Source organism: Microcoleus sp. FACHB-68 (assembly GCF_014695715.1).
Lineage (GTDB): Bacteria > Cyanobacteriota > Cyanobacteriia > Cyanobacteriales > Oscillatoriaceae > FACHB-68.
In genome coordinates this window covers 35,850-52,229 of record NZ_JACJOT010000002.1, presented here as the reverse complement: position 1 = coordinate 52,229, position 16,380 = coordinate 35,850, and the positions used below count along the sequence as shown (strand labels likewise).

The window sequence follows — 16,380 nt, the reverse complement described above, 5'->3', positions numbered from 1 at the left end:
GTCCGCTTTATCTATTGTGGAGTTTACTGAGTGCTTTGAAAAAAACTTTATGATAACTTTGCATTTTTTGTAGCCTATCTAGCGACATTAAAATTTTGCTGTTCTATACTGAAGATATAGCCCTCATGGAACGAAGATAAGAAGAGGGATCAAGACAAACAGAGGTAATTCCTATGATAACTGTATTGGGATCGCCGAATTTGGATTATGCTATCAGTTTTGCACTGGAAAGTATAAATTCTATCAAGCTAGAGGCTTTTAAGCGATTTTTCGTGGATATGCCGGTTGATCCTTATATCAAAGGCAAATATCGCTCTCGCAGATTATCTCGGTTCAAAATATCGGGAAACGAGTTAATTAAACTGCCTCATGGATACCTCTACCAAAGCAAAGCTTACAACCCATTATTAGGAGATATCAAGAGAGGGTTTGCTGAACTTGATGATCAACTGATTGCACTAGATGAGTTGAAAAAGCTGGTTTTTGAGTTTAGTGCTTACTGTAAACTTCCGCCTGACGTTGATATCGCTGTTCATCAAATTAGAACCAGCTGTTCACCGAGTAATTTTGGCAACCCTGCGCCGGAAGGGATTCATCGAGATGGGTGTAATTTTGTTGGCATTTTCGCGGTTGACCGGCACAATATTATAGGTGGAGAAACCCATCTTTATAAAGCCAAGAAGGAAAAGCCGCTTTTTAATAAAGTTTTGAATCCCGGCGAACTTCTTTTGGTGAATGACAACGAGTTCTTTCACTTCACCACCCCTATCAAACCGATCACGGATGGTGAGGGGACAAGGGATGTGTTTGTTCTGACTGCGCCCAGCTTATTTACAGAGGAATAGCGCCGGCAACTGTAATTTGCAGCCAGACAAACAAATTCACTCAACTTTAAAGATTTTACAATCCACAAGATAGGGGGAATTGAATGCAGTCATTTCCCCTTCTTTTTTGCCTAAAATTGGAAATAATCTTGCAGATAGGGGTTTATCTAGCTTAATCGCTAAAGCCGCCATATCAATTAATATGGCTTCTAGTGTTTCAATGGTTATATTACCAGCTACCGGCACTGTGTCTAAACCACAACCACAAACGGCAGAATATAATAGTAAATTTGTTAAATTATAAGTCTTTTCATTCGCTCTTTGGGCTAAACCGGCATCTTCACAAACCGGCAGCATTAAACCTGAATAACCGCAAAGTTTCACAGAGAGACTTTTCAACACACGAGTAATCATCGCAGAAATCGCCAGCGTTCCTTGATTCCCAAATTTTCCTATACCAAGGGCTTCATAAGAAAAAGCAATGCTGGCAGTTTTGTCAAGAGATGGGGCAAGGGATGAATCAATTCCTCGATATTCAATTTTAAATTTATCTGAAATTTTTTCTGCGATAACTTCAACTTGAGATAGTTTATCTTCAAGTATCCGTTTAAAATTCGCCTCCGCTTCTGGCAGATTTTGAGACTGGCTAAAGGCTGCCATTACCAAATCCCCACACTCTAAACCAATGGCAAAAGACGAGTTGCCCTCATGGCAAGATATGGGAAAGAATGGAATACCTGGCCGGCAGTTCGCCCCAGCGCAAAATCTAAAATTCCCAAAACCATCTTCTGTCTCTTCAGAAATCCGCTTAATAACTTTTGCCGATTCTCTAGCATTTTCAAATTGAATGCCGGCATCAACATCGCCAATGTTACTAGAACAGTAAATTACTGATGTATTTTTAATAATTTCTGGAATAACAGAAATTTGCTCTAGATTACTCACACAACCAATACTAAAAAAGCTAATATTCAAGTTGTGGCAAATTTGCTCTAGTCCTTGAATTTTCTTGACAATTTCTGTAGCGGATAAAACCGGCAAATATTCCGCCCAGGAATTTGTCGCAATTCGAGTTGTTTGAACTTCATACCCCAGATGCTCAAAAAAAGCCTTTGCTTGCTGATTAAATTCAGCCGCTTGGGTAATGCTTTTTTCCTCTATTGGAGATTGCAGGCAGATGCCGGTTGTAATCGTTCTAATTTTCATAAAATTACATTTGATAATCTCTCCTTAATTTTCCCTACATTTACTGCTTTCTCTCTCGTCCCTTATCCCCGCCCATTCCATTTAATCGGATGGGTAGGCGGCGACAACCAGCCGGCATCATCAGCAGAACCCGTTTCCTCATCCAGCGCCTTCACAACCTTATTGTAAATTTCCTCAGCCTGTTGCGGGGAATTACCAATACTCGTTAATCCCAACTTGCCAAATTGAGACAGGCAACCCATTAAATGAAAAACCGTTCCCGTCTCCGTACTGCTATCAAAATGCAATTGGTTATGAGCGATAATATCCATCAAATCATTTGGCAATAAACCTTGATATCGGTCTTTTTGCAAATTGTCAGTAGCTGTGTAAAATTTTGGACGCCCTTGCTGACTGTAAAATAAACCCGTAGATCGCTCATACCGGCCATTCGTTAGCAGCTTCAGCGTCATAAACGGATGGGTTGTCCCGCCCTTACGCAAGTTAATTTCAATTGCTTGCAGATCCCATTGGCCATTATCTTGACGCACTGCAATAAAATCAACCCCAAAACGCTCTAAAGCGCCTTTTTCAGCTAAATTTTGACCCACTCGCACGCCTAATTCTTGTAAGCGCAGCCGGTAAACCTCATCGGCAGGAAACCGGCATCCCAAGAAAATCTGGCCATCGGGACCGCCTAAAATTTGGTCGTGGGTGGAAAGAATTTCGACCTCGCCATTGGGCATAATGCGTCCCTGCACACTGGGAGATCGCTTCTCTTCCCCTTCAATAAACGCCTCTGCGATTGCCCCTAATTCGGGAATGCGACTGCTAAAGTTTTCCCACGTTTCATTAACGGCTTGGAAGCGGAGTGAGGAAAACTGTTCGCGAATCGCTTGTACTCGGTTTGCCGGCGAGACATCCTGCAACGGCTTCAAATCTAGCAAGGCGTTGCCTTCTCCCGAAAAACCTTCGTTTAGCTTAATCACCATCCGCTTCAAATGCGGTTCTTTCGCCCACAATTCAGCGGCTGCTTCTGCGAGATCGTCAGCCGTGTGAACCAATTGGCTGCCGGCGGGAAGGGGAACATTACATTCGGCAAAGATTTGCCGGCTGCCGCTTTTCGTCCCCCAATACAGCAAATCCGGCGCAGCCGCCAGTAAAGGGATGTTTAACTGCACAGACAACGCCTCCTCTAGGGGCGTCGAGTTATAGCAGATCATGTAAGATTTCTTTGAGTCCAATGCCTGCCGAATGCGCTGTATTAACCGAGGACGCTCTAAAATCTTCTCACTCAGTGGCTTGGGAGAAGTATCGTAGGTGGAGAATAACAGCAAGCGATCGCGGGCGTGAGAAAACGGAATTCCCGGTAACAGCTGCAAATAGTAATCGATGACACTGGGATGCAACGGCTGGGATGTAACGTAAATCAGCCGAGTAAAAGGGTTGCGGAGGCGGATGAGAGAAAATAGCAGCCGTTCTTCATAGTGATGCACCCCCTCAATCTTCAACATTTCTCGTTGATCGAGGCTGAGAGAGGGGACGACTAAAATATCGTAGTCGCCGGTGTCAAACAAATCCACAGTTTGCCAGCGAGTGCGTAAATCAGTCTGAAGCTGCCGGAACTTGTCCGCCTGATCAATGGATGATAAATTTTGAGATTGCATGACCCCAGACCCACCTTGAAACCGATACCAGCGATTTTACAAAGATTACAGGCAAATGGGGTTCTCCCGTCACATTTGGCAATATTTTTTTAATTTTGGCTGACTCGGTGCGAGTGTTCTTTGCTTTTCCCCACAGCGTTAAACTAGGAAAGCGAGGACAAAGCATTTGCGTGGAGTGTCGTGAGAAAGAACTATGCAAGCTAAGGAACAGCGCTACTACTCCCCCGAAGAATATTTAGAGTTAGAAACGACTGCTGAATCCAGAAGTGAATATTTTAACGGTCAAATATTTCCTATGCCTGGTGGACTACCGAATCACAATCGTATAGCACTCAACTTTAGTGCGGCACTTCATTCTGCTTTTAAAAGAAAGAATTATGAGGTATTCATGGCGGATATGCGTTTATGGATACCTCAAGTGCGACTCTACACTTATCCAGATGTGATGATTGTTTCTGGTGCCCTAGAGTTTGCTGAGGGGCGCAGAGATACGATTACTAACCCGATAGCAATTGCAGAAGTTTTATCAGAATCTACAAAAAATTATGATCGGGGTGAAAAGTTTAAACTGTATCGGAGTATTCCAAGTTTAAGGGAATATCTTTTAATTGAGCAATCAGAAAAGTCGGTTGAGCAGTTTTTTAAGAATGAGAATAATCAATGGATACTTTCTGAATATCAAGGTGAAGAGGCTATGCTAAGTTTAAATTCTGTAGAATTTCAAATTTCGTTTTCAGACCTTTATGATAATGTTGAGTTTGAATCTGTGGATGAGATTTAGGCAAAAGATTTTTTAACCACAGATGCACACAGATAAACACAGATAGGTTAGCTGTTGTGTGATAGAGAATTGGGGGATGGGGGATTTTTCGGGGGCTTTGATATTTAGGGGTTACCGGCAGCAAATCCATTTCCACAATGGATGTGTTTGCCCTTGCCGGCGAATGTTCAAGACTCGATCTTCAAGACGTTTTTGTTCTTGGTGTGGCATTCCTAGGAGAATGTTTCGGCTTTGCCAAACGAGAACAGAAACTGTCATCGCAATACAAATTGCAAGGCCAAGATTTGGCAGGGGATTGTAAGCCAAGCTGTAGCGCACTGCTGTCCAGGTAAAATGAGCCTGCCACAAGGCAATTTCCGAGCGTAAAGCCCAGAGGCTTAAACTACCTATGCTAGCCCAGAGCAACCCCACAAACAGCCACCGGCTATAAACCGTAAGCCGGTGGAGTCGTTGCACTTGAGACTCAAATGTTGAGTCAGAATTTGCCGGCGTAGCAGGCGTCTCGCGATCTTGTCGATCTTCTGGATAAGCCATAGCAGATTGCAAATTGCCTGGTAAAAGAAGATGCGCTTTATCGACTGTCTAGATGCCGGTGGGGGCGTTTTTATCGCTCTGGGCTGGCAGAGATTTCAGGTTCTTCTGTCCCTGGTGCCGGCCCTGCTATTGCTCTACCCGTGCGTTCTCTCCACCATGCAAGCAAGGAACTTGCAATGAAGATACTTGAATAAGCACCGGCAATAAAGCCAACAATTAACGCAAGCGCAAAGTATTTCAGCGTTTCGCCACCAAACAGAAAGATGGAAAACAGGGTCAGCAGGGTCGTTAATGTTGTATTAATTGACCGTGTGAGTGTTTGATTGACGGCATCGTCCACAATTTGGTTGATATGCTGATCGGGATGAAGACTGATCACCTCTCGCACCCGGTCGTAAATCACCACAGTATCATTGACCGAGAAACCGATAATCGTCAGCAGCGCCACGATGAACAGGCTATCGACTTCCACACCCAGCACTAGGCCGAGAATTGAGAAAATGCCCACAGTGACCAAAACATCGTGAAACAAAGCCACGAAGGCAAAAAAGGCGTAGTCAAACTGGAATCGGAAAGTGAGGTAAACCGTGATGCCGGCGAAGGAAATCAGCAGCGCCAGTAAGCCGGAAGAAAAAATCTGACGTCCCAAAGTCGGGCCAACGGTGTCGATCCTAACGGCTTGAGGGTCAAAGGCACCGATTTTCGACTCTAGAGTGGTTCGCAGTTGACTGCGCTCCTGCTCTTTCAATTCCTTTGTCCGAATGGAGATTACCTGCTGATCTTTTACTTTTGGATCTTTATCCAAAATTTGGATCGTACTGCCGCCCAAACCCTGCTGTGTCAAGACTTCCCGGACGGTGCCCGAATCGAGCCGGCGGGGCTGGGCAGGATCGGCTTGGCTAACACAATTATTGGGTTTGCTACAGTCGAGTTCAAACTGCAACCGCGTCCCGCCGACGAAATCCAGACTAGGACGAAGGGGGGCGCGGATGTCTGGCCGAGTCCAAGAGATGACCATTGCGATCAGACCGCTAAGAATGATGGCGGCAGAAATTGTCCACCAAAGCGATCGGCGTTTGATAACGTTGAGTTTCATGCACTCCCTGCCTTAGATTTCAATGACATGGGCAGATTGGGACAAAACCATTGTGGCTTCCGCAATTGCGGAAAGGTGATGGCAAAAAACAGCAGCGTGCGACTGCAAGTGAGGGCGGTAAACATACTCACCACCACCCCTAAGCCGAGGGTTAGAGCAAAGCCTCGCACCAGACCGCTTCCCAACCAAAACAGGGCGGCACAGGCAATTACCGTTGTGACGTTGCCATCTAAAATACTGGAAAAAGCGCGGTAGAAACCCGATTCTACGGAGCGGTACAAACTTTTACCGGCTCGCAATTCTTCTCGCGTGCGTTCAAAAATCAGGACGTTGGCATCAACTGCCATGCCAATACTGAGAATAAAACCGGCAATCCCTGGCAAGCTTAAGGTGACGCCGAGTAAGGCAAAGCTAGCAATGGTTAGCAGAGAATAGATGATCAGGGCGATATCGGCAATGACTCCGGGCAGCCGGTAGTATACGCCCATGAAAATCAGCACTAACAGCAAACCTCCAACGCCGGCATAAATACTGCGCTGAATGCTATCGCGTCCCAGTGTGGCACCGACTGTGCGGTTTTCGACAATTTCCACCGGCACCGGCAATGAACCGCCTCGCAACTGCACCGCTAGTTCATTCGCGGCTTCTGCCGTAAAGCGTCCCGTAATCACCGCATTGCCGCCCGTGATGCCGGTTTGGGCAAATTCTGGCCCGACAACCGGAGCACTAATTAATCGTTCATCGAGGAAAATGCCGATGCTGCGTCCAGTGCCGGCCAGATTTTTGGTCAGTTCAGCAAATTTCTCACCTCCCGGCTGATCAAAGCTGATGCCAACATTCCAGTTGTTCCCGCTTTGCTCTGGTTGAGCGTAGGCTTCTTTGAGATTTTTGCCGCCTAAACCAATGCGTTCGTAAAGTTTATCGAACAGCCCGTTTATTTGCTCATTTTTTTGCGTGAGCGCGGCTTGATTTTGGGCAATTGCCGCCTGATCTCCGCCGTTCTCCAGCTCAACCTGTTTCGTTAATAATTGCCGCAGCTCTTGCTGTCTAACATTCAATTCTGCGGTCAATTCCTGATTATTGTTTTCTCTGCGAAACTCTAGTTGAGCAGTTCCACCAAGAACGCGTTCTGCCTGTTCGGGGTCATTCACCCCTGGCAATTGCACAACAATTTGATCCTGTCCCACGGTTTGCACCAAAGGTTCAGAAACGCCGAGTGCGTCAACCCGGTTTCTCACCACGCTCTCAACATCTTCTAACATTTGAGGCGTGATTTCTTTGATCTCGTCAGTGGTTTTCACCTGAATTGTCAGTTGTGCCCCACCTTGTAAATCTAAGCCCAGACGGATTGGCACCCGATAAAGCACCGTAATGGCACCAATTATCAGAACTAAAATGAGAGCCAACCATGAAGTTTGTTTTTGCATACTTTTACCCGCTGCAACAATTTTAGATTTTAGATTTTAGATTTTTGATTGGAGATTCAATCCAAAATCCAAAATCCAAAATTGACTAGACTCGCAAGCCCACCATTTTTTGTACGGCTTCTACGATTTGCTCTGGTTGAACGATTGTCAGGCGTTCCAGAGCGCCATTATAAGGTGTGGGAATATCTTGAGAAGATAACCGCAACACCGGCGCATCCAATTCATCAAACAAGCGATCGCTGATTGAGGCAATTAATTCAGCGCCAATGCCGCCGGTTTTCATGCACTCTTCAACAATAATCACTCGATGGGTTTTGCGGATGGAAGCACCAATGGTGTCAAAGTCAAGGGGTTTGAGGGAAATTAGGTCGATCACTTCCGGATCTAAACCTTCTTTTTCCAAACTTTTCACCGCTTGCATGACATGGTGACGCATCCGGGAATAGGTGAGGATGGTGACATCTTTGCCTTGACGCACGACTTCTGCCTTGTCGAGAGGCAGCAAATATTCCTCTGTCGGCAAGTCTTCTTTGAGGTTGTAGAGGAGGACGTGTTCAAAGAATAAAACTGGATTGTCGTTGCGAATGGCTGATTTCAGCAGACCCTTGGCATTATAAGGAGTCGAGCAGGTGACGATCTTGAGTCCAGGAACAGCTTGGAAATAAGCTTCGAGTCGCTGGGAGTGTTCTGCGCCTAATTGCCGGCCAACGCCTCCTGGACCCCGAATCACCATTGGGATTTTGAAGTTGCCGCCGGAGGTGTAGCGCAACATCCCGGCATTGTTAGAAATTTGGTTGAAGGCGAGCAGCAAAAAGCCCATGTTCATGCCTTCAATAATAGGCCGCAGGCCACTCATTGCGGCTCCCACGGCCATGCCGGTGAAGCTATTTTCCGCAATGGGCGTATCTAAAACCCGCAGATCGCCATATTTTTTGTATAGGTCTTTTGTGACTTTATAGGAGCCACCATAGTGACCCACGTCTTCACCGAGGACAAACACCGAGGGGTCACGCGCCATTTCTTCGTCAATGGCTTCCCGGAGGGCGTTAAAGAAAAGCGTCTCTGCCATCTTATAGAGAATTTAATGGGTCAAACATTAATTTTAATCGCTTATGGTTGCAATTTGAGGATGAGAGCGGTAGAGATGGGCAGGGGCTTTCCTGGCGTCGCCCCTACCGCTTTTTGATGAAACAGTGGGTTAAAAAACAATCCCTAGCTGAGTCACATCATTTTGTACCACCAATTGCAGGTTGCCCTTGGTGTAAGTGGTGTCTGTTGCGCCGATCATTTGGGTAAATCCAAATCCAGAGAGATTTGCACTCACCGCATCACCGGCATCACCAACGACGGTTAATCGGTTGTAACCGCCACTTGCCCTCGTTTCGGACACCAAATTCAGCAGCGATGCGTGATTCAGGATCAGGGTGTTATTTCCGCTGCCGGTTAAATCGATACGCTCAATGGCATTAATTTTGGTATTGTCAGCAGCACCGGCAGCTAAATCCAAATTGATACCGGCACCGTTAAGTTCTAGGGTATCCACTCCCAACCCGCCATCCAGCCGGCGGAAATTGGCATTGCTAATCCTCAAGCGATCATTGCCGGCACCCCCATAAAGCAGAATATCGGTGAAATTCCCATCGCTGAGAATATCGTTTCCTTGTCCGCCCACTAACGCCTCACGATTCGCAGTGCCGGTGAGCAGATCATCACCCGTTGTGCCTTGTTGGGTGACAGCGCCGGTGAAGTCGCCACCCAATATAACGTAAGATTGCCCTGGTTCAGTTCCTCCTACATCGGGAGCACCGACAATTAAATCAGCAAAACCATCGCCATTGACATCGCCGGCCCCGCTGACTGAGAAACCGGAACGGTCACCATTAATGTTAAAGTCACCATTATCGATTCCATGAATGGCAAAGCCACCGCCTTCGGTACTGCTCAAATTCACGTCTTGGGCGTCAGCCTTACCAAAGACCACATAAGATTCCCCTAAGCGATTCGTCCCCAGATCAGAACCGGGCGCACCGATAATTAGGTCAGCCAAACCATCCCCATTCACATCGCCGGCCCCGCTAACAGAGAAACCGAAACGCTCAGGGAAGAACCCGCTAATGGCAAAACCGCTGGTGCCCAAATTGTTTAAATTCACCGTTTGATTATCAGCCTTGCCAAGCACCACATAAGCCTGCCCCTCCATCAATCCCGGATCGGGTGATTCGGCTAGGTCGGCACCCACAATCAAGTCAGCAAAACCATCGCCATTGACATCGCCGGCCCCACTAACTGACCAACCGGCACGATCACCATTGTTAATCCCATTAATGGTAAAGCCGCCGGTTCCTAAGGCGCTCAAATCTACCGTCTGGTTGTCAGCTTTGCCAAACACCACGTAAGATTGCCCCTCATCCTCAGCATTAGGCGCACCCACAATTAAGTCGGCCAAACCATCGCCATTGATATCGCCGGCTGTACTGACTGAGAAACCGGAAAGGTCAAAATTGTTAATCCCGTTAATGGCAAAGCCGCCGGTTCCCAAAGCATTTAACTCGACTGCTTGGGCGTCAGCCTTGCCAAACACCACGTAAGATTGTCCTGGGATAGATTGCCCCATAGGGGCACCGGGCGCACCCACAATCAAGTCAGCCAAACCATCGCCATTGACATCGCCGGCACTACTGACTGACCAACCTGCACCGTCAGAATTATTAATCCCGTTAATAGCAAAGCCGCCGGTTCCTAACGCGCTCAACTCGACTGCTTGGGTGTCAGGCTTGCCAAACACCACATAAGATTGCCCCCTCGAAGCACTAGCATAGGGCGCACCCACAATTAAGTCAGCCAAACCATCGCCATTGACATCACCGGCACCGCTAACTGACCAACCGGCAGTGTCACCATTGTTAATCCCGTTAATAATAAAGCCGCCGGTTCCCAAAGCATTTAACTCGACTGCCTGGGTGTCAATTTTGCCAAACACCAGGTAAGATTGTCCCCGGCGAGTGACCCCCGCAGTGGTATGGGGCGCACCCACAATCAAGTCGGCCAAACCATCGCCATTGACATCGCCGGCCCCACTCACTGAAAAGCCGGCGGAGTCACCATTGTTAATTCCGTTAATGGTAAAGCCACTGGCTCCCACCGGCAGCCCTGTACCGGATACAATGCCACTCAAGTTTATTTGGTTAGTAACCGTTAGATTCACGGTTGTTGTGGCGGTGCCGGTGTTGCCATCACTCACGGCATAGTCAAAGGCTGCTGCACCCGGATCAATTCCCCGGAAGGTAATCATTTCAGTAGCCGGATCAAGAGAAACTGTGCCATTGGTGGCGTTGAAGACTTCAACAATAGTCAGAGGCCCACCATTGGTGTTGGTATCGTTGGCAAGTAAAGTGGCTACCGGAATATCTAGGCGACTGCTTAACAAAACCGGCACTGTGAAAGGTGTGTCGGGATTGGCTACGAACTGGGAGTTGACGACACCAGTAATGGGGAAATTAAAGGGATTTTCATCGTCGTCAGTCGTAGAAAATTGCAAATTGCCGCTATAGGTGCCGGCAGTTGTGGCATTCAGTTGCACTTGCAAGGTTGCGGAACCGCCAACGGCAATGCTAGCCGGGAGTTCGCCTATTAAATTAAAGCCTGCCGGCAGTGTCAGTCCGCTGAGACTTAATAAATAGGTGCCGGTGTTCGTAATGGTGAAAGTTTTGGTGACGGGTGTCCCAGGTGTTGTGTTGGGGAAGCTGACTGCTGTTGTTGTCTCATCTGGGATATCGGTTGTTCCATCCAGTACAGCGATTTCTGGCGCGAAATCTGACTCGTAAGCACCGATATCAATTCTGCCCCCCCTGACGCGGGGATTGCCGCGCTGGTCGGTTGTTAGGGGGGAGGCTGCGGGATCACCGGCATTAATGGCGCGGCTGTCGGAACGCAATGCGCGAGTTTGGGTTGGGCCACCGTTATTTGCGAGGGGGTTGATATTGGCAGCAATACCCGTGATATTGCCTGTGGTGTTGCCGATTATAATCGTGCCGTTTAAGTTGCCGATCAGGTTATAACCCTCAGAGGTGAGGATGCCGGTAAAGTTAGGGTTGCCTGTAGTAGAAGTGTTGCCGGTGATGATGGTATTTTTTGCCGTCACCGTCCCGCCTGTGTTGTTAAAGATCCCGCCGGTGCCGGTGCCGCTTGTATTGGCAGAAATGGTACTGCTGGCTAGAGTGAGTGTGGCTGTGCTGTTGTTGTAAAATGCGCCGCCGGTGCTTGCTCTGTTGCCAGAAACGGTGCTGTTAATGACATTCAGTGTGCCGGTGTTTAACACGCCACCGCCGAAACCGGCATTTGCGGCGTTACCAGAAAGGGTGCTGTTGATGAGATTCAGCGTGCCGGTGTTATTGATGCCACCGCCGTTGCTTGCTACGTTGCCAGAAAGGGTGCTGTGGGTTAGATTCAGCGTGCCGGCATTATTGATGCCACCGCCGTTGTTCGCACCGGCATTCCCTCCGGCAATCCGCAAGGCGTCAATATTTGCCGTGATGCCGGTGGTGATATCAAACACGCGCACAGCATTGTTACCGCTAACGGTTAGAGTATTCGCGCCGGCACCCTGAATATTGACACTTTCAGTAATTTGTGGAAGTGCAGAGGCGAGGGTAATGGTTCCCGACACGTTGTTGAAACTAATCGTATCGATGCCGGCAAAGTTATTGGCATTAATCAGCGCTTGCCGCAAGGAACCCTCCCCGCTGTCATTGGTGTTAATCACCACGGTGTCATTCGCGGCAATGGTGACACCGGCGCTAGGAGTGCCAATCGCGTAATTTCCCGCTGCTAGATTGAGTTGCAACGTCTCATTTGCCTCTGCGTGGATGTCATCATTTGCCGTCAGGGTGACATCGACAAATGTCTCTCCGTCGGGAATAACAATGGAGGTGCCGGCAACTGCAATCCCGGCAACACTGAGGGTGTAGTCATCGGCAGAAACGCTACTGGTTCCCCCAACGGTAAAATTGACAGTTAAATTGCCGGCGGTGCTTGTCCCGCGAGAAATGCGGAAAGTGCCGGTGTCGCTGCCGGTTTCTGCGGCATTCGCATCAATTGCGGTAATCCTAACCGTGATCGGGTTGACAGTGATGGTAAAAATTTGAGGGGTTGAGGTATCGACGCCACCGCCGGCAGTCCCGCCGTTATCCCTGACTTGCACAGTAACCGTTGCTGTGGTGGGAGTGGAAATGCTATCCACCGCTGTGTATGTGAGGTTGCCGGTTGCTGGATCGATAGCCGGTTGCACGGCGAACAGCGCGTTATTATCGTTGCTGATGATATAACTGCTGACAGTCTGAGTTGACTCGTAAGCATTGCCTGGATTAAACCCACTAGCAAAGCCGGCAACTATCTGCGATCTTGATCCTGCTGCGATCGCCTGGTTGGGATCTGCCAGCAAAGTGAAACTAGGTGCATCGTTAATAGGATTAACGGTTAGGGTTGCCGTCGTGGTGTTACTGCTAAATGCCGTACTGCCACCGGCAACAGTGGTATCTGCTGTGCCACCATTGGTTCCAATGGTCGTGTCCCATGCCTTAAACGTCAGATTGCCAGGACTGCCATAATAGTTGGCATCCGGAATAAATCGGATGCGGTTTGTCGCCACCTCAACAGACAACAATCGCGCCGCTGTGCTGATATCTACGACAGTGCCGGTTGTGGGAGACAAATCATTCCAAATGCTGCCATCGGTGGTGTATTGCCATCTGCCATTGGTGTTATCAACCGCAGTGATGGCAATTCCTTTAACTGTGCCGGTGTCTGCATCAGAAATTAAGCTAGTAATCGCGGGAATATTGACAGCATCACTGATATTTATCGCAGAATCTTCGTCAATATTAGTCAAAGAGACGGGCGTTTCAATCAGAATCGGCGCATCGTTAACATTGGCGACAGCAATGGTAAAGTTTTGCTCGACATCAACCGTACCATCATTAATCCGTAAAACAATATTATGATTACCAACTTCGCTATTTGTTGGCGTGCCGGTTAATGTAGCCGTTCCATCTCCATTATCTGTGAGAATCAGCCATGATGGCAAATTGGTTGCGTCGATTGTTAGGGAGTCGCTGGGGTCTGGATCTGTAGTGCTGATATTGTAGCTATAGGCGCTATCTTCATCTACATTTGTAACAGGTGTTGATGTAAAAGCCGGCACATCATTAACATTAGCGACAGTAATGGTAAAGTTTTGCTCAACATCCACTGTGCCATCATTAACACGCAAGACAACATTATGATCACCGACTTCTGAATTTGTTGGGATGCCGGTTAATGTGGCGGTTCCATCTCCGTTATCTGTGAGAGTCAGCCATGAAGGAAGTGTTGTTGCGTTGATGGTTAAAGGATTGCCATCTTCATCAGTTGTGCTGATATTGTAGCTGTAAGCAACGTCTTGGGTTCCTGCTGTTATTGCTGTGGAAGTAAAAACCGGCACATCATTAACATTGGCAACGGTAATGGTAAAGTTTTGCTCAACATCAACTGTGCCATCATTGACGCGTAAGACAACATTATGATTGCCGATTTCGCTATTGGTTGGCGTGCCGGTTAATGTAGCCGTTCCATCTCCATTATCTGTGAGAATCAGCCATGAGGGAAGTGTAGTTGCGTCGATTGTTAGGGAATCGCCGGTATCTGGATCTGTGGTACTGATGTTGTAGATGTAGGTACTATCTTCTTCGGCGTTTGTTACCGCTGTGGAAGTAAAAGCCGGCACATCGTTAACATTGGCAACTTCTAGATCAAATGTATTATTGACAGTGCCACCATTGCCGTCATCCGCTGTCACCTGAATAGAAAGCTGGCCAACATCGCTATTGGTTGGAGTACCAGAAAAGGTTCGCGTTGCCGGATCGAAACTCAACCAAGAAGGCAGAGGACTCCCGTCAGCAAGTTTTGCTGTATAAGTTAAAGAATCTCCATCTGGATCGTTAAAAGCATTTTCATTCAATATCACGCTAAAGAAAGTGTCTTGAATGGCGGTTAAATCGCTTAACGGATAAGCAACATTCGGCGTTTCATTGGTGTTATTAATTGCAATTGAAAAACCTTTTTCAAAAGTATTGCCTGCATTATCTGTTACTTGCACACTGATGCTGTGGCTAGCCTCTTTTTCAAAGTCTAGTGATGCTCCATTCGCAACTTGTAACTGGTTTCCGTCAATTACAAAACGACCGTTCGCATCATTCAGTAGTACATAAGTGTGTTTATCTTCCACATCTCGGTCAGTGGTTGACAAAGTGCCGATAACTGTCCCGGAAAGACTGTTTTCATTAACCGAATTGCCGGCAAGAGTAATATCTGTGGGTGGGAGGTTGACTGGCGTTGGCGTTGGCGTGGGTGTCGGTTCTGGTGTTGGTGTAGGAGTCGGTTCCGGTGTGGGAATGGGTGTGGGAGTCGGTTCCGGTGTGGGAATGGGTGTGGGAGTCGGTTCCGGTGTGGGAATGGGAGTGGGAATGGGTGTTGGGATCGGAGTTGGTTCCGGCGTCGGTATTGGTGTGGGAATGGGAGTGGGAATAGGAGTCGGTTCCGGTGTCGGTTCCGGTGTCGGTATCGGTGTGGGAATGGGAGTCGCTTCCGGTGTCGGTTCCGGTGTCGGTATCGGTGTGGGAATGGGTGTTGGGATCGGTGTCGGTTCCGGTGTCGGTATTGGAGTGGGAATAGGCGTTGGTATCGGTGTGGGAGTGGGTTCCGGTGTTGGCTGTGGAACAGGGGTTTCGTCTGTCGGAATGGGTGCCGGCGTCAAGGGTAAAAAATCATTTCGGTCGATTAACCGGCTCTCAATTCCTTTCAAAATGGCTAAATACTGGCCGGTTATGCTTTCTTGAATAATCGTATGACCGGCATATTCTCCCGTTCCTGAGAAGATATTTAAATCGTCAAAGGTTAATCCACCGATTAACTCAATTGAGTCAACCCCATCCTCAAAGTCTAAAATCCAGTCGGCATCCCTAATTTGAGCGCCGCCGGTAGAAAGAAATCCGGGGACATCGTTGCGTTTGCCGATAACAAAAGAGTCGTTGCCACTGCCGCCGGTGATTGTATCCGCACCTAAGTCGCCGAAAAGCCGGTCATTGCCGCGATCACCTGATAAAACGTCATCGTCAAATCCCCCGTGCAAGGTATCATTGCCTTGACCACCGTGAACGGTATCTTGACCTTCGTTGCCGGCAACCCAATCATCACCGGCATTGCCGTTAAGGTAGTCGTCGCCGGTTATGCCTAATAACAGATCGTTGCCATCATTTTCAGCGTTCGCAAAGTCGCCACATCCGCCTAATAGGGTGTCGTTGCCTTTGTCGCCATAAACGGTATCATCGCCCAAATCGCCATAGGCCCAGTCAGCGTCAGCACCGCCCCGCACAGTATCATTAGCTTGGCCCCCTCGAACTGTATCGTTACCGTGGTTGCCGTTGAGGTAGTCGTCACCCTCGTTGCCATTGGCATAATCATCTGCCTCTATGCCCAGCACGGTATCTTTACCGGCAAGACCCCTCAAAATATCTTTCTCTAGCGAACCTTGAAGAAGATCATCCCCAAATGAGCCATCAAGTGCCTGCATCAACTTATCTCCCGAAGTGTAAATCAAACTCCTTCGGCTTCTTCCAGTTATGTGTATCCACCTAGATGCGTCAGTGGATTGTTAATTTCAACTGTCTTCTATCAAAAGGAAGATGTGCCTTAGACTACTTAGTTCTAAGATAGCCTACTCATGCGTGTCAAGTGAAAATACTGAATTGTTGCTAAAGTTACTCAATTTAGTGAATAATAATATGTATTAAATTTTTATTATTTTTGCTAAGTTATGATAATAAAAGCTAGG

Annotated in this window: 9 protein-coding genes; 2 read left to right on the top strand and 7 right to left on the bottom strand. The window is 47.8% G+C overall.

From position 1 onward, the window contains the following. The first annotated feature begins 173 nt into the window (after positions 1 to 173). Entirely contained in the window at positions 174 to 845 is a 672-nt protein-coding gene (locus tag H6F73_RS01805) for a 2OG-Fe dioxygenase family protein (protein WP_190757130.1), read from the top strand. Between the two features lie 36 nt (positions 846 to 881). On the opposite strand, the gene H6F73_RS01800 is transcribed toward H6F73_RS01805, so the two are convergent. Together H6F73_RS01800 and H6F73_RS01795 are read right to left on the bottom strand one after the other, a co-directional pair. Then, on the bottom strand, positions 882 to 2,045 hold the full coding sequence (locus H6F73_RS01800; RefSeq protein ID WP_347239457.1) for a DUF711 family protein: 1,164 nt from the start codon (positions 2,043 to 2,045) through the stop codon (positions 882 to 884). Positions 2,046 to 2,092: 47 nt separating this feature from the next. Further along, complete coding sequence (locus H6F73_RS01795) at positions 2,093 to 3,676, bottom strand: peptide ligase PGM1-related protein (protein ID WP_190757128.1); 1,584 nt, start codon at positions 3,674 to 3,676, stop codon at positions 2,093 to 2,095. 193 nt (positions 3,677 to 3,869) lie between these two features. Between H6F73_RS01795 and H6F73_RS01790 the strand changes: the two genes are divergently transcribed. Continuing rightward, the gene (locus H6F73_RS01790) at positions 3,870 to 4,457 is read left to right on the top strand and encodes a Uma2 family endonuclease (protein WP_190757127.1); all 588 of its coding nucleotides are present in this window, start codon (positions 3,870 to 3,872) and stop codon (positions 4,455 to 4,457) included. A gap of 111 nt (positions 4,458 to 4,568) precedes the next feature. Here H6F73_RS01790 and H6F73_RS01785 read toward each other — a convergent pair whose 3' ends face one another. The 5 genes from H6F73_RS01785 to H6F73_RS01765 form a co-directional block, all read right to left on the bottom strand. Then, positions 4,569 to 4,991: a hypothetical protein gene (locus H6F73_RS01785; RefSeq protein WP_190757126.1), complete on the bottom strand. Its 423-nt coding sequence runs from the start codon at positions 4,989 to 4,991 to the stop codon at positions 4,569 to 4,571. A 70-nt stretch (positions 4,992 to 5,061) separates the two neighbouring features. Continuing rightward, positions 5,062 to 6,087: a protein translocase subunit SecF gene (gene secF, locus H6F73_RS01780; protein WP_190757125.1), complete on the bottom strand. Its 1,026-nt coding sequence runs from the start codon at positions 6,085 to 6,087 to the stop codon at positions 5,062 to 5,064. Continuing rightward, complete coding sequence (gene secD, locus H6F73_RS01775) at positions 6,084 to 7,514, bottom strand: protein translocase subunit SecD (protein ID WP_190757124.1); 1,431 nt, start codon at positions 7,512 to 7,514, stop codon at positions 6,084 to 6,086. Before secD ends, secF begins: the two co-directional genes overlap by 4 nt. An 85-nt stretch (positions 7,515 to 7,599) precedes the next feature. Then, on the bottom strand, positions 7,600 to 8,583 hold the full coding sequence (locus H6F73_RS01770) for an alpha-ketoacid dehydrogenase subunit beta (RefSeq protein WP_190670340.1): 984 nt from the start codon (positions 8,581 to 8,583) through the stop codon (positions 7,600 to 7,602). A gap of 129 nt (positions 8,584 to 8,712) precedes the next feature. After that, complete coding sequence (locus tag H6F73_RS01765) at positions 8,713 to 16,119, bottom strand: putative Ig domain-containing protein (protein ID WP_190757123.1); 7,407 nt, start codon at positions 16,117 to 16,119, stop codon at positions 8,713 to 8,715. Positions 16,120 to 16,380 lie beyond the last annotated feature (261 nt).